This is a genomic window from Flavobacterium sp. P1_E4, assembly GCF_056405915.1.
In genome coordinates this window covers 39,150-60,893 of the sequence record NZ_JBFUBE010000004.1, presented here as the reverse complement: position 1 = coordinate 60,893, position 21,744 = coordinate 39,150, and the positions used below count along the sequence as shown (strand labels likewise).

10 protein-coding genes are annotated in these 21,744 nt (G+C 34.7%); 8 read left to right on the top strand and 2 right to left on the bottom strand.

What is annotated here, in order from left to right; genetic code table 11:
- Window positions 1-56: 56 nt before the first annotated feature.
- The 4 genes from rpoB to AC1DY0_RS05495 all read left to right on the top strand — a co-directional run bounded on the left by rpoB (window position 57) and on the right by AC1DY0_RS05495 (window position 9,435).
- The gene (gene rpoB, locus AC1DY0_RS05510) at window positions 57-3,869 is read left to right on the top strand and encodes a DNA-directed RNA polymerase subunit beta (RefSeq protein WP_477187649.1); all 3,813 of its coding nucleotides are present in this window, start codon (window positions 57-59) and stop codon (window positions 3,867-3,869) included.
- A gap of 237 nt (window positions 3,870-4,106) precedes the next feature.
- On the top strand, window positions 4,107-8,417 hold the full coding sequence (gene rpoC / locus AC1DY0_RS05505; RefSeq protein WP_477187648.1) for a DNA-directed RNA polymerase subunit beta': 4,311 nt from the start codon (window positions 4,107-4,109) through the stop codon (window positions 8,415-8,417).
- 63 nt (window positions 8,418-8,480) lie between these two features.
- Complete coding sequence (locus AC1DY0_RS05500; RefSeq protein WP_116795918.1) at window positions 8,481-8,792, top strand: DUF3467 domain-containing protein; 312 nt, start codon at window positions 8,481-8,483, stop codon at window positions 8,790-8,792.
- A gap of 292 nt (window positions 8,793-9,084) precedes the next feature.
- Window positions 9,085-9,435 (top strand): hypothetical protein, encoded by a 351-nt coding sequence (locus AC1DY0_RS05495; RefSeq protein WP_477187647.1) that lies wholly within the window; start codon window positions 9,085-9,087, stop codon window positions 9,433-9,435.
- An 83-nt stretch (window positions 9,436-9,518) separates the two neighbouring features.
- Here AC1DY0_RS05495 and AC1DY0_RS05490 read toward each other — a convergent pair whose 3' ends face one another.
- Both AC1DY0_RS05490 and AC1DY0_RS05485 read right to left on the bottom strand, forming a co-directional pair.
- Window positions 9,519-11,108: a peptide chain release factor 3 gene (locus AC1DY0_RS05490; protein WP_326399498.1), complete on the bottom strand. Its 1,590-nt coding sequence runs from the start codon at window positions 11,106-11,108 to the stop codon at window positions 9,519-9,521.
- A gap of 161 nt (window positions 11,109-11,269) precedes the next feature.
- Window positions 11,270-12,712 carry an alpha-amylase gene (locus AC1DY0_RS05485; protein WP_477187646.1) on the bottom strand — a complete coding sequence of 481 codons (1,443 nt, stop codon included), beginning with the start codon at window positions 12,710-12,712 and terminating at the stop codon, window positions 11,270-11,272.
- Window positions 12,713-13,449: 737 nt separating this feature from the next.
- Between AC1DY0_RS05485 and AC1DY0_RS05480 the strand changes: the two genes are divergently transcribed.
- The 4 genes from AC1DY0_RS05480 to AC1DY0_RS05465 all read left to right on the top strand — a co-directional run bounded on the left by AC1DY0_RS05480 (window position 13,450) and on the right by AC1DY0_RS05465 (window position 21,637).
- The gene (locus AC1DY0_RS05480) at window positions 13,450-14,880 is read left to right on the top strand and encodes a peptidylprolyl isomerase (protein ID WP_477187645.1); all 1,431 of its coding nucleotides are present in this window, start codon (window positions 13,450-13,452) and stop codon (window positions 14,878-14,880) included.
- 78 nt (window positions 14,881-14,958) lie between these two features.
- A complete protein-coding gene (locus AC1DY0_RS05475) occupies window positions 14,959-15,912 on the top strand; it encodes an AAA family ATPase (RefSeq protein WP_326399494.1) in 954 nt (317 codons plus the stop codon).
- A gap of 286 nt (window positions 15,913-16,198) precedes the next feature.
- Entirely contained in the window at window positions 16,199-18,967 is a 2,769-nt protein-coding gene (locus tag AC1DY0_RS05470) for a bifunctional aconitate hydratase 2/2-methylisocitrate dehydratase (protein WP_477187644.1), read from the top strand.
- 402 nt (window positions 18,968-19,369) lie between these two features.
- Complete coding sequence (locus AC1DY0_RS05465) at window positions 19,370-21,637, top strand: aconitate hydratase (protein ID WP_477187643.1); 2,268 nt, start codon at window positions 19,370-19,372, stop codon at window positions 21,635-21,637.
- The last annotated feature ends 107 nt before the right edge of the window (window positions 21,638-21,744 follow it).

Here is a 21,744-nt window from a genome sequence, read left to right as displayed (position 1 = left end):
AACATTGTGTTTTTACACAAAAAACTACTTTTTTTTAATCAAAATTTTGTCCATTGATGATAACAAATCAGACTGAAAGATTGAATTTTGCCTCTACAAAAAATATTCCTGACTATCCAGATTTTCTAGATGTTCAGGTAAAATCGTTTAAAGATTTTTTTCAACTAGAAACTAAATCTGACGAAAGAGGCGACGAAGGGTTATACAACACCTTCATGGAAAACTTTCCAATTACAGATACAAGAAATAACTTTGTATTGGAATTCCTAGATTACTTTGTAGATCCACCACGTTACACTATTCAAGAATGTATAGAAAGAGGTCTTACTTATAGTGTGCCTTTAAAAGCAAGGTTGAAACTATATTGTACCGATCCTGAACACGAAGATTTTGAAACTATTGTGCAAGATGTATATCTTGGAACAATACCTTATATGACACCAAGTGGTACTTTTGTTATCAATGGAGCTGAGCGAGTTGTGGTTTCACAATTACACCGTTCTCCTGGTGTTTTCTTTGGACAGTCATTCCATGCAAATGGAACAAAATTATATTCTGCGAGAGTTATCCCTTTTAAAGGATCTTGGATAGAATTTTCTACAGATATCAATAGCGTTATGTATGCTTATATTGATAGAAAGAAAAAATTACCTGTTACAACTTTATTCCGAGCAATTGGTTTCGAAAGAGACAAGGATATCCTTGAGATTTTCGACCTAGCTGAAGAAATTAAAGTTTCTAAAACAGGACTTAAAAAATATATTGGTAGAAAATTAGCTGCTCGTGTTTTGAACACTTGGCATGAAGATTTCGTTGATGAAGATACTGGCGAAGTTGTTTCTATTGAACGTAACGAGATAATCCTTGATAGAGATACTATTATCGACAAAGATAATGTGGAAGAAATCATTGATTCAAACGTTAAATCTATTTTGTTGCATAAAGAAGATAATAATCTTGTTGATTATTCTATCATTCATAATACATTACAAAAAGATCCAACAAACTCTGAAAAAGAAGCTGTTGAGCATATCTACAGACAATTGCGTAACGCAGAACCGCCTGATGAAGAAACTGCTCGTGGTATTATAGATAAATTATTCTTCTCTGACCAACGTTACAACTTAGGTGAAGTAGGTCGTTATAGAATTAATAAAAAACTTGGTCTTGATACTCCAATGGAAAAGCAAGTGCTTACCAAAGAAGATATCATTACTATCGTTAAGTATTTGATTGAATTGATCAACTCTAAAGCTGAGATTGATGATATTGATCACTTATCAAACCGTCGTGTTAGAACAGTTGGTGAACAATTGTCTCAACAATTCGGTGTTGGTTTAGCACGTATGGCTAGAACCATTAGAGAGCGTATGAACGTTAGAGATAACGAGGTGTTTACACCTATAGATTTGATTAATGCTAAAACATTATCATCTGTTATCAACTCTTTCTTTGGAACAAACCAGTTATCTCAATTTATGGATCAAACGAATCCATTAGCTGAGATTACGCACAAAAGAAGATTATCTGCACTTGGACCAGGTGGACTTTCGAGAGAAAGAGCTGGATTTGAGGTTCGTGACGTTCACTATACGCACTATGGACGTTTATGTCCAATTGAAACTCCAGAGGGACCAAACATTGGTTTGATTTCTTCTCTTGGTGTTTATGCTAAAGTAAACGGAATGGGTTTCATTGAAACACCTTACCGTAAAGTAACTAATGGTGTGGTTGATTTAGATGCTACTCCTATTTACTTAAGTGCTGAAGAAGAAGAAGGAATGTTAATTGCCCAAGCAAACATTAAAATGGATGCTACTGGTAAAATTACTGCCGAAAACGTAATTGCGCGTCAAGAAGGTGATTTTCCTGTAATTGACCCTTCTCAAGTGCATTATACAGACGTTGCTCCAAATCAAATTGCTTCGATTTCTGCTTCTTTGATTCCTTTCTTGGAACATGATGATGCGAATAGAGCATTGATGGGATCAAACATGATGCGTCAGGCCGTACCATTGATACGCCCTGAAGCTCCAATTGTTGGTACCGGTTTAGAGCGTCAAGTAGCTTCAGATTCTAGAGTTTTAATTAACGCTGAAGGAAATGGAGTTGTTGAATACGTTGATGCTAATATTATCACTATCAAATACGATCGTTCTGAGGAAGAAAGAATGGTAAGTTTTGAATCTGATGAGAAAACATACAACTTAATTAAATTTAGAAAAACCAATCAAGGAACAAGTATCAATCTTAAACCTATCGTAAGAAAAGGGGACAGAGTGATTCCTGGTCAAGTATTGTCTGAAGGATATGCTACTCAAAATGGAGAATTAGCTTTAGGTAGAAACCTTAAAGTTGCATTTATGCCATGGAAAGGTTACAACTTCGAGGATGCGATTGTTATTTCTGAGAAAGTGGTTCGTGACGATATCTTTACCTCTATTCACGTTGATGATTATTCATTAGAAGTTAGAGATACAAAATTAGGTAACGAAGAGTTGACGAATGATATACCAAACGTTTCTGAAGAAGCTACAAAAGATTTGGATGAAAATGGTATGATTAGAATTGGTGCCGAGGTTAAACCTGGTGACATTCTTATCGGTAAAATTACTCCAAAAGGGGAATCAGATCCTACTCCAGAAGAGAAATTGCTTCGTGCAATCTTCGGGGATAAAGCAGGTGATGTAAAAGATGCTTCATTGAAAGCTTCTCCTTCTTTACACGGTGTAGTTTTAGATAAAAAATTATTTGCAAGAGCAGTAAAAGATAAACGTAAACGTACTCAAGATAAAGATGCTTTAGGGGCACTTGAAATGGAGTTTGAAGTTAAGTTTGTTGAGCTTAAAGATAAATTAATTGAGAAACTTTTCAATATTGTAAACGGAAAAACTTCTCAAGGTGTAATGAATGATTTGGGTGAAGAAGTTTTACCAAAAGGTAAAAAATATACTCAAAAAATGCTTTATGCTGTTGAAGATTTTGCTCACTTAAGTAAAGGTCAATGGGTTGCAGATGATGTGACTAATAAAATGGTTAATGATTTGATTCATAACTATAAAATTAAATTGAACGATTTACAAGGTGCTTTACGTAGAGAGAAATTCACGATTACTGTTGGTGATGAATTGCCATCAGGAATTTTGAAATTAGCTAAAGTATATATTGCTAAAAAACGTAAACTGAAAGTTGGGGATAAAATGGCAGGGCGTCACGGTAACAAAGGTATTGTTGCTCGTATTGTTCGTCATGAAGATATGCCTTTCCTTGAAGATGGAACACCAGTTGATATCGTGTTGAACCCACTTGGGGTACCTTCACGTATGAACATTGGACAAATTTATGAAACGGTATTAGGTTGGGCTGGTATGAATTTGGGTAGAAAATTTGCTACTCCAATTTTTGACGGAGCAACTCTTGATCAAATCAATGAATTGACTGATGAAGCTGGAGTACCACGTTTTGGACATACACATCTTTATGATGGTGGTACTGGAGAGCGTTTCCATCAAGCGGCAACCGTAGGAGTTATCTATATGTTGAAATTAGGACATATGGTTGATGATAAGATGCACGCACGTTCTATAGGTCCATACTCGTTGATTACTCAACAACCACTTGGAGGTAAAGCTCAATTTGGAGGTCAACGTTTTGGAGAGATGGAGGTTTGGGCACTTGAAGCTTATGGAGCATCAAGTACTCTTCGTGAAATCTTGACTGTTAAATCTGATGATGTTATAGGTAGAGCCAAAACTTACGAGGCAATCGTAAAAGGAGAGTCTATGCCAGAACCAGGATTACCAGAATCATTCAATGTATTAATGCATGAATTGAAAGGTCTTGGACTTGATATTCGTTTAGAAGAATAAATTAAAGTTTAGTAGTAATCAGTCCGATTTTTTCGAGACTGATTACTCATTTTTACGAGTTTTTAGGATTTATGCCCGTAACCCGTTCCGATTTTTTATAAGACTTTAAATGTTTTATGACTAGCACTTCAAAATTTAGTTTGAAGTTTAGAGAAGTAATCCGAGGTAGTAGAAACGTAGCACTGCTCGTCTTTACAAAATCAATTTTTAATTGCAAATAAATCAATAGTAAAAACTATGATGAATAATAGAAATAATAATAAAGATAAGAATCCTGTAAAAAGATTTGATAAAATTTCAATAGGATTAGCTTCTCCTGAATCGATCTTGAAAGAGTCAAGAGGTGAAGTTTTGAAACCTGAAACTATCAATTACAGAACTCACAAACCAGAGCGCGATGGTCTTTTCTGTGAAAGAATTTTTGGACCTGTAAAAGATTTTGAATGTGCTTGTGGTAAATATAAAAGAATACGTTACAAAGGAATCATATGTGACCGTTGTGGTGTAGAAGTTACTGAGAAAAAAGTACGTAGAGATAGAGTAGGGCATATCAACCTTGTTGTGCCTATTGCACACATCTGGTATTTCCGTTCACTTCCTAATAAAATTGGTTATATCCTAGGTCTTCCATCTAAGAAATTAGATATGATCATTTACTATGAAAGATACGTAGTAATTCAAGCGGGTATCGCTAAAAATGCAGATGGTGAATCTGTACAAAGATTAGATTTCTTGACTGAAGAGGAATATTTGAATATTTTAGATACTCTTCCTGCAGACAATCAATATTTAGATGATTTTGATCCAAATAAATTTGTTGCCAAAATGGGAGCAGAGTGTATTATGGATTTATTGGCTCGTATTAATCTTGACGAATTGTCATATGATTTAAGACATAAAGCTAATAATGAAACATCTAAACAAAGAAAAACTGAAGCGTTAAAGAGACTACAAGTTGTAGAATCTTTCCGTGAGTCTACATTGAACAGAGAGAATCGTCCTGAGTGGATGATTATGAAAGTGATTCCGGTAATTCCACCAGAGTTACGTCCTCTTGTGCCTCTTGATGGAGGTCGTTTCGCAACTTCAGATTTGAATGATTTATACCGTCGTGTAATCATCCGTAACAACCGTTTGAAAAGATTAATCGAGATTAAAGCTCCTGAAGTAATCTTAAGAAACGAAAAACGTATGTTGCAAGAATCTGTAGATTCACTTTTCGATAATACTCGTAAAGCGTCTGCAGTAAAAACTGAATCAAACAGACCTTTGAAATCATTATCTGATTCATTAAAAGGTAAACAAGGACGTTTCCGTCAAAACTTACTTGGTAAACGTGTGGATTATTCTGCTCGTTCGGTAATTGTTGTTGGACCTGAATTGAAATTGTTTGAATGTGGATTGCCAAAAGATATGGCAGCTGAATTATACAAACCTTTCGTTATCCGTAAATTGATAGAAAGAGGAATTGTAAAAACAGTAAAATCTGCTAAGAAAATTATAGACAAAAAAGAGCCTGTAGTATGGGATATCCTTGAAAATGTAATTAAAGGACATCCAGTATTACTGAACCGTGCTCCTACTTTGCACAGATTAGGTATCCAAGCTTTCCAACCAAAATTAATTGAAGGAAAAGCAATCCAATTGCACCCTTTAGTTTGTACTGCATTTAATGCGGATTTTGATGGGGATCAAATGGCGGTTCACTTACCGTTAGGACCAGAGGCTATTTTGGAAGCACAATTGTTAATGTTGGCTTCTCACAATATCTTGAACCCTGCAAATGGTGCTCCGATTACTGTACCTTCTCAAGACATGGTACTTGGTCTTTATTATATGACCAAAGAGCGTTTGTCTACACCTGAGAAAACTATTTTAGGGCAAGGAATTACTTTCTACTCTGCAGAAGAGGTTAATATTGCTTTAAATGAAGGAAGATTAGAATTGAATGCTCAAGTAAAAATTAGAGCAAAAGATTTTAATGAAGAGGGTCAATTAGTATATAAAATTATTCAAACTACTGCTGGACGTGTATTATTTAATGAAGTAGTACCAGAAGCAGCTGGATATATCAATGACGTATTGACTAAGAAAAACCTTAGAGACATTATTGGACACGTATTGAGTTCTACTAGTGTTCCTGAAACTGCGGCTTTCTTGGACAATATGAAAGATATGGGGTATAAATTTGCATTCAAAGGAGGATTGTCATTCTCTCTTGGTGATATTAGAATCCCAGAACAAAAACCAAAATTAATTGCAGATGCTAGAGAACAAGTTGAAGGTATTTCTGCGAATTATAATATGGGTCTTATTACCAATAACGAGCGTTACAACCAAGTTATTGACGTATGGACTTCAGCAAATGCTCAATTGACAGAGTTGGCAATGAAAAACATTAGAGAAGACCAACAAGGTTTCAACTCTGTGTATATGATGCTTGATTCTGGAGCAAGGGGTTCTAAAGAACAAATTCGTCAGTTAACCGGTATGCGTGGTTTGATGGCTAAGCCTAAAAAATCTACTGCTGGTGGTGGTGAAATTATTGAAAACCCGATTCTTTCTAACTTTAAGGAAGGTCTTTCTATCCTTGAGTACTTTATCTCTACTCACGGTGCTCGTAAAGGTCTTGCGGATACGGCTTTGAAAACGGCCGATGCTGGATACTTGACTAGAAGATTACATGACGTTTCTCAAGATGTTATTGTTAACATCGAGGATTGTGGTACTCTTAGAGGTATTGAAGTTTCTGCTTTGAAGAAAAATGAGGAAATTGTTGAATCATTAGGTGAAAGAATCTTAGGACGTGTTGCATTGCAAGATGTAATTAATCCTTTAACAAGTGAGATTTTAGTTCATGCTGGTGAGCAAATCACAGAAGCATTAGTGAAAGGTATCGAAGCTTCTCCAGTGGAGAAAGTGGAAGTGCGTTCACCATTAGTTTGTGAGGCTACTAAAGGTATTTGTGCTAAATGTTACGGTAGAAACTTAGCTACTGGTAAAATGACTCAAAGAGGTGAGGCAGTTGGTGTAATTGCAGCACAGTCTATTGGGGAACCAGGTACACAGTTGACTTTACGTACTTTCCACGTTGGAGGGGTTGCAGGAGGTATTTCTGAAGAGTCTAGTATTATCACTCGTTTTGCAGGTAAACTAGAAATCGAAGATTTAAAAACTGTTAAAGGTGAAGATAGCGAAGGTAACGCAGTTGATATTGTAGTTTCTCGTTCAACAGAATTAAAATTAATTGACGAAAAAACAGGTATTTTATTAAGTACCAATAACATTCCTTATGGTTCTAGTATTTTTGTAGGTGACGGTCAGTCTGTTGCTAAAGGAGATGTAATCTGTAAATGGGATCCATATAATGGAGTTATTGTTTCTGAGTTTACTGGTAAAATTGCTTATGAAGATTTAGAGCAAGGACAATCGTTCATGGTTGAAATTGATGAGCAAACTGGTTTCCAAGAAAAAGTAATTTCTGAGTCAAGAAACAAAAAATTAATACCAACTTTATTGGTTTACGGTAAAGAAGGAGAGTTAATCCGTTCTTACAACTTACCGGTTGGAGCTCACTTGATGGTTGAAAACGGGGAGAAAATTAAAGCTGGTAAAGTTTTGGTTAAAATTCCACGTCGTTCATCTAAATCTGGGGATATTACAGGAGGTTTACCAAGAATTACAGAGTTGTTAGAGGCTCGTAATCCTTCAAACCCAGCTGTAGTTTCAGAGATTGATGGTGTTGTTTCTTTTGGAAAAATCAAAAGAGGTAACCGTGAAATCGTTATTGAGTCTAAATTTGGGGATATTAGAAAATACTTGGTTAAATTATCAAGCCAAATTCTAGTTCAGGAAAATGACTTCGTAAGAGCTGGTGTTCCTTTGTCTGATGGTGCAATTACTCCAGATGATATTTTGAGAATTCAAGGACCTGCTGCTGTTCAACAGTATTTGGTAAATGAAATTCAAGAAGTATACCGTCTTCAAGGGGTGAAAATCAACGATAAGCACTTTGAGGTTGTTATACGTCAAATGATGCGTAAAGTTAGAGTTCAAGATCCAGGAGATACTTTATTCTTAGAAGATCAATTGATTCATACTAAAGATTTTATCGTTCAAAATGATAATTTATACGGAATGAAAGTGGTTGAAGATGCTGGAGATTCAAGTATTTTAAAACCAGGTCAAATCATAACGCCACGTCAGTTGCGTGATGAGAATTCATTATTGAAGCGTACAGATAAAAACCTTGTTGTTGCACGTGATGTAATTACAGCAACTGCAACACCTGTATTACAAGGTATTACTAGAGCTTCTCTTCAAACTAAATCATTTATTTCTGCTGCTTCTTTCCAAGAAACAACAAAAGTATTAAACGAAGCTGCTGTTGCAGGTAAAGTTGATTTATTAGAAGGATTGAAAGAAAATGTAATTGTAGGACATAGAATCCCAGCTGGTACAGGTATGAGAGAATATGACAATGCAATTGTAGGATCTAGAGAAGATTATAATGATATGATGGCTAATAAAGAAGAATATATTTATTAATTCTTTTCCTCAATGTTCTCTCTCTGCTTTTGTAGGGAGAGAATTTTGATAAAAATAAATTTTATGAGCAATTCTAAACAACAACAAGAGCAGATTAACATAGAATTAGATGAAAAGGTAGCTGAAGGAATTTATTCCAATTTGGCTATAATTAATCATTCTTCGTCTGAATTTGTATTAGATTTTGTATGTATTATGCCAGGTGTTCCAAAAGCAAAAGTGAAATCAAGAATAGTTTTGACTCCACAACATGCTAAAAGATTACTCAAAGCGTTAGGTGAAAATATTCATCGTTTTGAAGTAACTCATGGTGAAATAAAAGAGGTAGAACAACCTGCAATTCCCATTAATTTTGGTCCTACAGGACAAGCATAATTTAAAATAAAGACTCCAGAAATGGGGTCTTTTTTTATTTAGGGTAAAAATTGCTACCTATATTATTTGTAAAAAAAAAATCATCTTATTTTAATGTTGAATTGTAATTGTAATACAGGTTAATTTTTCTTAACCGATTTTGATTTCGTATTTTTTGCACTTAAACGTTTTTTTTTACACTTCAACGACTATTTTTTTTCTGGCTTATCTATTCAATTAGTTTCGCGTCCTGTTGATGTTCCTTAATTCATCACAGACGAAAAAAATGAATAGAACTTTTAAAATAGTAAAAATGAACAATAATAAAATTCAATTTTGGGTTTTAGTTATGTTCGTATTTTTTGCAAGTTCTAATATTTTTGCTCAAAAGTCAGATTTTGAGATTTCTTCAAATGAAGTTTCAATCAATTCAAATAGTAATATTGATGACACAACTCCAGTAAAAGTTAAAGCATCTACTTCAGAATTGAATTCGAATATGAATTTTATTTTGTGGTTTATGGGAACGAAAGAAGATGTTAATAGTACTCTTTCTAGTGATTCATTCTACTCTAAAAAAAGTATTTTAACTTCCGGTAGAGAGCCAAACCACTTATTGGTGAAAACGCTTTTGAAAAAAGCTGTAAACAGCAAATCTTGTTAGTAGTATTTAAGGTTAAATTTAATTTGTATATATAAAAAACGCCAACTTTATGTTGGCGTTTTTTTGTATTTCTAATTGAAAATTTAATCAAATTCGGAAGTGAAAAATAATTTGACACTGGGGTATTTGCTCTGTGTCATTTGAATGGTAAAGTCAGAATCCGCAAGAAATACTAACTGATTGTATTTGTCTTTTGCGAGGAACTTTTGCTTTATGCGTTTAAATTCTTTAAACTCTTCATTCTTAGCATCGTCTGGTTTTACCCAGCAAGCTTTGTGAACAGGGAAGTTTTCATAAGTACATTTTGCACCATATTCGTGCTCCAATCGGTATTGAATAACTTCATATTGTAATGCTCCTACAGTACCAATTACTTTTCGATTATTCATCTCCAATGTAAATAATTGAGCGACACCTTCGTCCATCAATTGATCAACTCCTTTGTCAAGCTGTTTGGCTTTCATTGGGTCAGCATTATTGATGTATCTAAAGTGCTCTGGAGAGAAACTTGGGATTCCTTTGAAGCTCATAATTTCTCCTTCGGTCAAAGTATCACCAATTTTGAAATTTCCAGTATCATGTAGTCCAACGATATCTCCAGGATATGAAATGTCAACTATTTCTTTTTTCTCAGCAAAGAATGCATTTGGACTTGAGAATTTCAAGTTCTTTTTCTGGCGAACATGGAAATAGGGTTTGTTTCTTTCAAAAGTTCCGGAAACAATCTTTATAAATGCTAATCTGTCTCTGTGTTTAGGATCCATATTAGCATGGATTTTAAATACAAATCCAGACATTTTTTCTTCTTTTGGGTCTACTAGTCTAGTTTCAGAATCTTTTGGTCTTGGTGATGGTGCGATAGCTACAAAACAATCTAATAATTCCCTAACCCCAAAATTATTTAATGCAGAACCAAAAAATACAGGTTGTAATTTTCCGTCCAAATAATCTTGACGATCAAACTTTGGATACACTTCATCTATTAATTCCAGTTCCTCACGCAAACGATCGGCAGGTTTTTGACCAATTATTTTTTCTAATTCAGGACTTTGAACATCTGAAAAAGCAATTGTTTCTTCGATGTTTTTACGACTGTCACCACTAAATAAGTTGATGTTTTGTTCCCAAAGATTGTAAATACCCTGGAAGTCATATCCCATACCGATGGGAAAACTAAGAGGAGTAACTGTTAAGCCAAGTTTTTGTTCCACTTCGTCCATCAAGTCAAATGCGTCTTTTCCTTCACGGTCTAATTTATTGATGAAAACAATGATTGGAATTTTACGCATTCTACATACAGAAACCAATTTTTCGGTTTGCTCTTCTACCCCTTTTGCAACGTCTATTACAACAATTACACTGTCTACAGCTGTTAAGGTTCTAAAAGTATCTTCAGCAAAATCCTTGTGACCTGGTGTGTCAAGAATGTTTATCTTTTTTTCTTTGTAATTAAAGGCCAAAACAGAAGTGGAAACCGAGATTCCTCTCTGACGTTCAATTTCCATGAAATCACTCGTTGCTCCTTTTTTTATCTTATTATTTTTAACCGCACCAGCTTCTTGAATAGCTCCTCCAAAAAGAAGTAATTTTTCAGTCAGTGTTGTTTTTCCGGCATCGGGGTGTGAAATAATCCCAAAAGTGCGTCGTCTTTGTATTTCTTTTAAAAAACTCATATTTTTATATCAATAGTTTGCAAAAGTACTATTTATAAATTCTATATAAAAAAATATAGTTATAATAAAAGAGGTAGTTATATGCTCATTATTGTGATTATTCGAAAAAAAACAAAAAAAGCTACCCTTACTGGATAGCTTTAATTTGTAAATAATCATCTTTATATATTAAGTGACCAAACAGTATAGCTTTTTGGCGGGCATTGTATTTTTACCCATTGGTCTCCCTGAGTTGTTGGGTACCAAGTAGAATTTCCTGTAAAGTCTTTGATTTGTTTTGAACTCCAATTGGTTTGAATCCATCTTTCTAGAGTTGCTGTGGAATTATTAATATAAACGACTAATCCGGGGTTGCCATTATAGCCATTTCTTCTGGCAATGTATTCGTCATTATCAGCGTATAATATTGAAGTATTTCCTGTTGCCTTGTTGTTGTGAATCCAGATAAGATTATTCAATTTTGCTTTGTTAAGCCATTCTTCATAATCTCTATAGAAAATGGTTGGATAGCCTTCGTGTGTAAGAATGTATGCGTAAGCCAATTCTTTTGCCCAAATTTCATCAGTATCGTGATTAGTTACGAAAGTGACTGCTTTATATGGGTTTCTTTTCCACATCATATCGTCTGTCAATAAATTCAGATTATTTCCATCAAATGCATCATTCATTTTATAATAGCAGGCAAAATCAAATACAGAACTGTTTGCATTGTTTGCCCAGTCATTAAGAACATTTACATTAGAATCCCATAATTCACCAACGGAAAATCCACCTACATTTGCATTCCAGTCTCTTACTACCCAAGAGCCAAAACCTTTAACGTAGTCAAATCTCCATCCGTCAAATTTCATTGTGTTTTTGTAATATTTACCTACACCGTCTGTTCTTTTCCAAAGCCAGTCTTGTACGTTTGGAGCTGCATGACATAAATCAGGGAATCCACCAAATGCACCTTCGTCATTGTTTCCAAAGGAGTTTTTATAAAAATCCGCGTATGTTCTTTTGAATTTCCCAGAAGCGATACCTGTAAAATTTGTCCAAGTATTGGTTCCTGTAAATGGATTGCTTTCAGAAGCTCCTCCGCTGTTATGATTGATTACAATGTCGGCATATACTTTTATGTTTTCGGCATGGGCTTTTGTAATTAAATTGACTAATTCAGTTTTTGAACCAAACCGAGTTTCTGTAGAGCCATTTTGATTATAATCTCCAAAATCAAAGTAATCTGTTGGGTCATATCCCATTGAAAAAGCCCCATTTTGCGCTTTTGATGCTGGAGGTAGCCAAATAGAACCGATACCTGCATTCCCCCAAGCGGTTACTTTGGTTCCTACAGTGTTCCACCAATTTCCTCCGGAAGGTACATCCCAGTAAAAGGCTTGCATCATTACTCCTCCTCCTGGATTGTCCACATATTTCCCTGTTAGAGACGTTTTTGTGATTCCTAGGCTGAATGGGCGACCATCATGTGTTGTTACATTTATAACCTTGAAAGGTGTAGTAGCTGAAGTGTTTGAATTACTGATTTCATCTGATGAATTACACGAATAAAGTCCCACCAGTAAAGCGGTTAAGAAATACATTTTAAAAATTGGTTTTTTCATAATTTGGTTAATTTTTGGTTGGTAATTGGTTTTTTTGGGTTTAATAAAAATTTTGTGCTTAATACAAATCTATTTTATTTAAAGTTTTTTTATAATTAACTGTAAATTATTGGATTAACTTTTAAGCGTAGCGAATGTATTTAAAATACAAGAAGATTTGTAAATTTTTTATTTCAAAAGATAACTACAACGATATAGTGTTTATAAATTATTTTAAAACGCTATTAATTAATTGGTTGTGGATTTGTTTTTTAGGGATTCTGATAAAATTAAATGTTTTTTAGAGAATCGGTAAAAACATAAAAAGCGATTTAATTGATTAAAAATATTAATTTGATATTTATAACATTAATTAATAGTATTCTGTTAAAAAAAGAATAAAATGAATGGGATGGGAAAAGTAAGTCAGTATGAAGTTTTATTGAAATTTTTTAAGATTTTGTTCTTTTAAAATAGAATCCAATTTTTGAATTGGAAGCTATGAATATGCATGCGTTAAGGAACTTAATAATTTTTTGTTAATACTACTGAGGAAACTTGTTTAATGCAATCGAATTGTTATTTTTGTTCGGTTTAAATTCGGGAAACTGTAAGTATTTTGCTGAATTAATGTGTTTTAATTCATAGAACTTTAAAGTAAATAAATATGATTTGTTTTAAAGTGTTCTATTTGAGTAGGATGCGTTTTTTTTTGAAACAAATCCTATTTAAAATAATAATAATATAAAATATAAAAAATGCCTTTAAAAATTGTACAAATGAAATCCATAACTAATAAAGTTGTGTTGACTTTTTTTCTTTTGTTTTCTGCTTTAACCTTTGTAAATGCTCAAGAAATTATAAAAGATAGTGTTGCTGCTGTTGCTAAGCCAGTAGTTTCTTCTGGAAAAAAATTAAAGATTGATGGAGTTGTAGGGACTGTTGGAGATTATATTATTCTAGATTCTGATATTGATAAAGGTTTTTTGGAGATTACGGCTTCAGGAGGTTCTGCAAAAGACGTAACCAGATGTCAAATTTTAGGTAAATTATTAGAAGATAAATTATATGCACATCAAGCTGTTCAGGATAGTATAATTGTTAGTGATGCTGAAGTAAAAGGTCAGATGGATGAAAGATTAAGTTATATGATTGAGCAAATCGGATCTATGGATAAGTTAGTTAAATACTATCAAAAGGATTCAGAGGAAGAATTTAGAACTTATTTCTTTGATGTGTTGAAAGAGCAACAATTAACTAAAGAAATGCAGAAGAAAATTGTTGAAAAGGTAGAAATAACACCAGAAGAAGTAAGAGAGTTTTTCAAGAAGATACCCTCTGCAGATTTGCCTGTTTTTGGTGCAGAATTAGAAGTGGCTCAAATTGTTATAAAACCAAAAGTTACTGATGAAGACAAGAAAAAGGTAATTGATAAACTCAATGGTTTTAGAAAAGAATGTCTTGAAGGATCTAGTTTTGCGACCAAAGCGGTATTGTACTCGGAAGATCCTGGATCCAGTAAAAATGGTGGATACTATAAAATGACCCGTAAAACCCCTTTTGTAAAAGAATTCAAAGATGTGGCTTTTAGTCTTGCAGAGGGTGAAATTTCAGAGCCTTTTGAAACTCAGTATGGTTTTCATATTATTTATGTTGAAAAAATTAAGGGTCAAGAAATCGAGTTGAGACACATATTGATATCGCCCGTAGTTTCTCAAGAATCTTTGAAAGAAGCTAAAGAAAAAATTACTTTGATAAGAAAGAAGATTGAGGATAAAGAAATCACTTTTGCGGAAGCGGCAAGAACAATGTCGGATGAAAAAGAGACAAGGGCTAATGGAGGAACTTTGGTGAACCCAAAAACACAAGATACTCGTTTTGAATTAACTAAAATGGATCCTTCTATATATAGTCAAGTTTCTAATTTAAAAGACAACGAAATATCTATGCCGTTTCTAGAAGATGTTCAAGGGAAGAAAGATTATAAAATTATGATTGTAACTAATAGAATAGATTCTCATACTGCTGATTATGCTAAAGATTATATCAAAATTAAAGATTTGGCTTTAAAAGAAAAGCAATTTAAAGCTATTGGAAAATGGTTTGATACAAAAATAAAGGATACATACATTAAAATTGTTGATGAATATAAAGATTGTCCTTTTACTAATAATTGGATGAAAAAATAATTTTCGTTAAATAGATAAAAAGAGTTAGTTTTATGTTTTCATAGTACTAACTCTTTTTAATTTTAAAAAAGATATAAAATGTCGGATGTAACAGCGATACAAAATTTAGTTGAAAAGCGTAACGAATTAAAAAAAGAAATTGCCAAAATCATTGTTGGGCAAGAAGCGGTTGTTGATCAAATTTTGCTTTGTATTTTTTCAGGAGGTCACGCCTTGTTGGTTGGAGTTCCTGGACTGGCCAAAACTTTATTGGTAAATACATTGGCGCAAGCTTTAGGGTTGGATTTTAAAAGAATTCAATTTACTCCAGATTTAATGCCATCAGATATATTAGGGAGTGAAATATTAGATGAAAATAGACAGTTTAAATTTATAAAAGGTCCTATTTTTTCCAATATTATTTTGGCTGATGAAATCAATAGGACTCCACCAAAAACACAAGCGGCTTTATTAGAAGCAATGCAAGAAAGATCAGTTACTATTGCTGGTGCCAATCATAAATTAAGTTTGCCTTATTTTGTATTAGCTACTCAAAATCCAATTGAGCAAGAAGGAACTTATCCTTTGCCTGAGGCGCAATTAGACCGATTTATGTTTGCTATAAAACTGGAATATCCTTCTTTTGAGGAAGAAGTGCAAGTGGTGAAACGTACAACTGCAGACTCAGATACAAAAGTAAATGCATTGTTTACAGCTCAAGAAATTATAGATTTTCAGCATTTGATTCGTCGAATTCCTGTTGCGGATAATGTAGTGGAATATGCGGTAACACTGGTGAGTAAAACGCGTCCTGATAATGCGCTTTCTAATGGATTTGTAAAAAACTATCTGGATTGGGGTGCTGGACCAAGAGCATCTCAGAATTTAATTTTGGCGGCCAAAGCCAATGCTGCTTTTCATGGTAAGTTTTCTCCAGATATTGAAGATGTAAAAGCAGTTGCGACCGGGATATTAAGGCACCGAATCATTAAAAATTACAAAGCCGATGCTGAAGGGATTTCTGAGGAAATGATAATTGATAAGCTGATTTAAAAATAAAAAATAAGAAATTATTGAAAAGTGTCATGTTCTAATGGGAATGTGGCACTTTTTGTTTTAACAATAGTTTTTATTTTTGTTAAAATCCAATTTTAGAATTGCTGAATTTGTAAATTTGATAGGTGAAATATGCGTATTTCTTATTTTAACGCATCGAAATCTTTTATTTTGCAATAATAATTTTTAAAAATGGCACATCCATTAAATTTTTTTTAATTATCAGCTTTAATTCCTAAATTTGCGTACAAAAAAATAAAAATACCTATAAAAGACTTCTGTTATGACTTATAAGGATTACATTCAAGAGATTGAAGAAAGAAAAAACCAAGGGCTTAACCCGAAGCCAATTGATGGTGCTGAATTGCTAAGCGAAATCATTGTACAAATTAAAGATTTGAATAACGAGTACAGAGAGGATTCTCTTAAATTCTTTATTTATAATGTTGTACCAGGAACTACTCCTGCGGCTAATGTAAAAGCTAATTTTTTAAAAGAAATCGTTCTAGGTCAATCAGTAGTTGCCGAAATTACTCCTGCTTTTGCTTTAGAGTTATTAGCACACATGAAAGGTGGAACTTCTATAAAGGTATTACTTGATTTAGCTTTAGGTAATGATGTTTCTATTGCGAAACAAGCTGCTGAAGTTTTGAAAACACAAGTTTATCTTTATGAAGCGGATACAGATCGTTTAGAAGCAGCTTTCAAAAGTGGTAACGAGATAGCTAAGGATATTTTAGAGAGCTATGCTAAGGCTGAGTTCTTTACTAAATTGCCTGAAATAGCAGAAGAAATTAAGGTAGTTACTTTTATTGCAGGTGAAGGAGATATTTCAACTGATTTACTTTCTCCAGGAAACCAAGCGCATTCCCGTTCAGATCGTGAACTTCATGGAAAATGTTTAATTTCTCCTGAAGCACAAGCTGAAATTAAAGCGTTAGCAGATGCGAATCCTGATAAGAGCGTGATGTTAATCGCTGAAAAAGGTACTATGGGCGTGGGTTCTTCAAGAATGTCAGGTGTAAATAACGTGGCACTTTGGAGTGGAAAGCAAGCTAGTCCTTATGTTCCATTTATTAATATTGCTCCAATCGTTGCAGGAACAAACGGTATTTCTCCGATTTTCCTAACAACTGTTGATGTTACTGGTGGTATTGGTCTTGACCTTAAAAACTGGGTAAAAAAATTAGATGAAAATGGTAACGTTGTTCGTAATGAAAGCGGTGATCCTGTTCTGGAAGAAGTTTACTCTGTTGCTACTGGTACTGTTCTTACTATCAATACAAAAACAAAGAAACTTTATAACGGCGATAAAGAATTGATCGATATTTCTAAGGCATTTACTCCTCAGAAAATTGAATTTATAAAAGCAGGTGGATCTTACGCTATTGTTTTTGGAAAAAAATTGCAAACATTTGCATCAAAGACTTTAGGTATTCCTATTGTACCAGTTTATGCTCCGTCAAAAGAGGTTTCTATTGAAGGACAAGGTCTTACTGCTGTAGAAAAGATATTTAATAAAAATGCGGTTGGAACAACTCCAGGTAAAATTTTACACGCTGGTTCTGATGTTCGTGTTACCGTAAATATTGTTGGTTCACAAGATACAACTGGTTTGATGACTTCTCAGGAGTTAGAGTCTATGGCTGCTACTGTGATTTCACCAATCGTTGACGGTGCTTATCAATCGGGTTGTCACACAGCTTCAGTTTGGGATAATAAATCTAAGGCAAATATTCCTAGATTGATGAAATTTATGAACGATTTCGGATTGATCACTGCTCGTGACCCGAAAGGCGTTTATCACTCAATGACTGATGTAATTCACAAAGTACTTAATGATATTACTGTAAATGAGTGGGCTATCATCATCGGTGGTGACTCTCATACAAGAATGTCTAAAGGTGTTGCTTTTGGTGCAGACTCAGGAACTGTTGCACTTGCATTGGCTACTGGTGAAGCTTCAATGCCAATTCCAGAATCAGTAAAGGTAACTTTCAAAGGAGATATGAAAGGGTATATGGATTTCCGTGATGTGGTTCATGCTACACAAGCTCAAATGCTTAAAACATTTGGTGGAGAGAATGTATTCCAAGGAAGAATTATTGAGGTTCACTTAGGGACTCTTAATGCGGATCAAGCGTTTACGTTTACGGACTGGACAGCAGAAATGAAAGCAAAGGCTTCTATCTGTATTTCTGAAGATTATACTTTGATTGAATCTCTAGAGATGGCAAAGGGTAGAATTCAGATTATGATTGACAAGGGAATGGATAACAAAAATGAAGTTCTTAAAGGATTGATCGCTATAGCTGATAAGAGAATCGCTGAGATTATATCAGGTGAAAAACCAGCTTTAAGACCAGATGCAAATGCTAAGTATTATGCTGAAGTTGTTGTAGATCTTGACGTGATTGCTGAGCCAATGATTGCAGATCCAGATGTTAATAATGCTGATGTATCTAAAAGATATACTCACGATACCATCAGACCTTTATCTTTCTACGGAGGGGTTAAAAAAGTAGATCTTGGATTTATCGGTTCTTGTATGGTTCACAAGGGAGATATGAAAATCCTAGCTCACATGCTTAAAAATATTGATGAGCAGGAAGGTAAAGTAGAGTTCAAAGCACCGCTAGTTGTAGCTCCTCCTACTTATAATATTGTTGATGAATTAAAAGCAGAAGGTGACTGGGAAATTTTACAAAAATATTCTGGTTTCGAATTTGACGATAATGTTCCTAAAGCTGCGGCACGTACATCATACGAAAACATGTTGTATTTAGAGCGTCCAGGTTGCAACCTTTGTATGGGTAACCAAGAAAAAGCTGCCAAAGGAGATACTGTAATGGCAACATCTACTCGTCTTTTCCAAGGAAGAGTTGTTGAGGATACTGAGGGTAAAAAAGGAGAATCATTACTTTCTTCTACACCAGTTGTGGTATTATCTACAATCCTTGGTAGAACTCCAACTATTGAAGAATATAAAACTGCTGTAGAAGGGATCAACCTAACTAAGTTTGCACCTTCACATAAGTTATTAGTTAAATAATTCACATAATTAGTTAATTATAGTTTAAAAGCCTGAGTCTTATGATTCAGGCTTTTTTTATGACTATCCGCGATTCACAGCATTAAATTTCGAACTCATGATACAAGAAATGGCGCTAACTACTGATAGTCACAGGGCAAACGCATGAGTTGTTTTTACCGCAGATTCGCAGATTTTAATTGAAATTTCTATACCGAATTAACCGCTTTCAGCGGAATTAGCGCAAATTGATTTCTTTAAAATCAAAAAAAATCAGCTTTCCAATAAATTAATCAGCGAATCTGCGGCCATTATTTAGACTCATGAGTTTGCCCTGCGGACAGTCATATTTTTTTATAACTACTTAATTTTTTTCGTAACTTGTAATGTTTAAATTATTAATAACAAAAACAATTATATACTATGGCTTTTGATATTGAAATGATTAAAAAAGTGTACAGCAACATGACAGCTCGTGTTGATGCAGCACGTGAGATAGTTGGTCGCCCGCTTACTTTAACGGAGAAGATTTTGTACAGTCACCTTTGGGATGGAGCTGCTAAACAAGCTTACGGAAGAGGAGTTGATTATGTTGATTTTGCTCCAGACAGAGTTGCTTGCCAAGATGCAACGGCTCAAATGGCATTGCTGCAATTTATGCATGCAGGAAAGAAAACAGTTGCAGTACCAACTACGGTTCACTGTGATCACTTGATTTTAGCTAAAAACGGTGCTAAATCTGATTTAGCGGTAGCAAATACTCAATCTAAAGAAGTTTTTGATTTTCTATCATCAGTTTCTAATAAATATGGAATTGGTTTCTGGAAACCGGGATCTGGAATTATTCATCAAATTGTTTTAGAAAACTACGCTTTCCCTGGTGGAATGATGATTGGTACCGATTCACATACTGTAAATGCAGGCGGATTGGGAATGTTAGCAATTGGAGTTGGTGGTGCAGATGCTGTGGACGTAATGTCCGGAATGTCTTGGGAATTGAAATTTCCTAAATTAATAGGAGTAAAACTAACCGGAAAATTATCGGGTTGGACAGCTCCAAAAGATGTTATCCTGAAAGTAGCCGATATCCTTACCGTAAAAGGTGGAACTGGAGCTATTGTAGAATATTTTGGGGAAGGTGCTACTTCAATGTCTTGTACCGGAAAAGGAACTATCTGTAATATGGGTGCCGAAATTGGTGCCACAACATCTACATTTGGTTATGATGATTCCATGCGCAGGTATTTAACGGCTACAGATCGTCAGGATGTTGTTGATGCTGCCGATAAAGTAGCTTCTTACTTGACTGCAGATCCAGAAGTATATGCTAATCCTGAAAAATATTTTGACCAACTTATCGAAATCAATTTATCAGAATTAGAGCCGCATATTAATGGCCCTTTCACGCCAGACCGCGGAACTCCAGTTTCAAAAATGAAAGCAGAAGCTGCTGCAAACGGGTGGCCAATAAAAATTGAGTGGGGATTAATCGGTTCTTGTACCAACTCTTCTTATGAAGATATGGCTCGTGCCGCTTCAATCGTAAATCAGGCTGTTGAGCACGGAATCACTCCAAAAGCGGAGTTCGGAATCAATCCAGGATCGGAACAAATTCGTTACACTATCGAGAGAGATGGTATCATTGCCACTTTCGAAAAAATGGGAACCAAAGTATTTACAAATGCCTGTGGACCATGTATCGGACAATGGGATAGAGCAGGAGCAGATAAAGAAGAGAAAAACACTATTGTGCATTCATTCAACCGTAATTTCTCCAAAAGAGCAGACGGTAACCCAAATACGCACGCTTTTGTAACTTCGCCAGAAATGGTGGCTGCATTGGCTATTTCAGGAAGATTGGATTTCAATCCATTGACAGATACTTTAATGAATGACAATGGCGAAGCTGTAAAATTAACCGCTCCGTTTGGTGACGAATTACCAAAAAGAGGTTTTGATGTTGAAGATGCAGGTTTTCAAGCACCGGCCGAAGACGGATCAAGCGTTAAGATTGTAGTAAGCGAAACTTCAGATCGTTTACAGTTATTGGCTCCATTTGATCCATGGGACGGTAAAAACATTACAGGTGCTAAATTACTAATCAAAGCTTTCGGAAAATGTACAACAGACCACATCTCTATGGCAGGACCATGGTTGCGTTTCCGTGGACATTTAGATAATATTTCAAATAATATGCTGATTGGTGCTGTCAATGCATTCAACCAAACTGCAAATTCGGTTAAAAACCAATTGACAGGTGCTTATGAGGCAGTTCCTGCTGTGGCGCGTGCCTACAAAGCAGCTGGAATACCTTCTATTGTTGTGGGAGATCACAACTATGGTGAAGGATCTTCTCGCGAGCATGCCGCTATGGAGCCTCGTTTCTTGGGTGTAAAAGCAGTATTGGTTAAATCATTTGCCCGTATCCACGAAACGAACCTTAAAAAACAGGGATTGTTAGGATTGACATTTGCCAACGAAGCTGATTATGACAAAATCCAAGAAGATGACACGATCAACTTCACTGATTTGGTTGATTTCGCTCCAGGAAAACCATTAAGTATAGAATTCGTTCACGCTGATGGAAGCAAAGATATCATCTTGGCCAACCATACTTATAATGCAAGTCAAATAGGTTGGTTTGTTGCAGGTTCTGCATTGAACCTAATTGCGGCTGAAGCTAATTCATAAGCTTTTAAAAATTTATATAAAAAAACTCTCAAGGCAACTTGGGAGTTTTTTGTTTAGTCACCGTAAATGTAATAAGGAGCTAATCCTGCTGTCATTTCAAGCTTGTT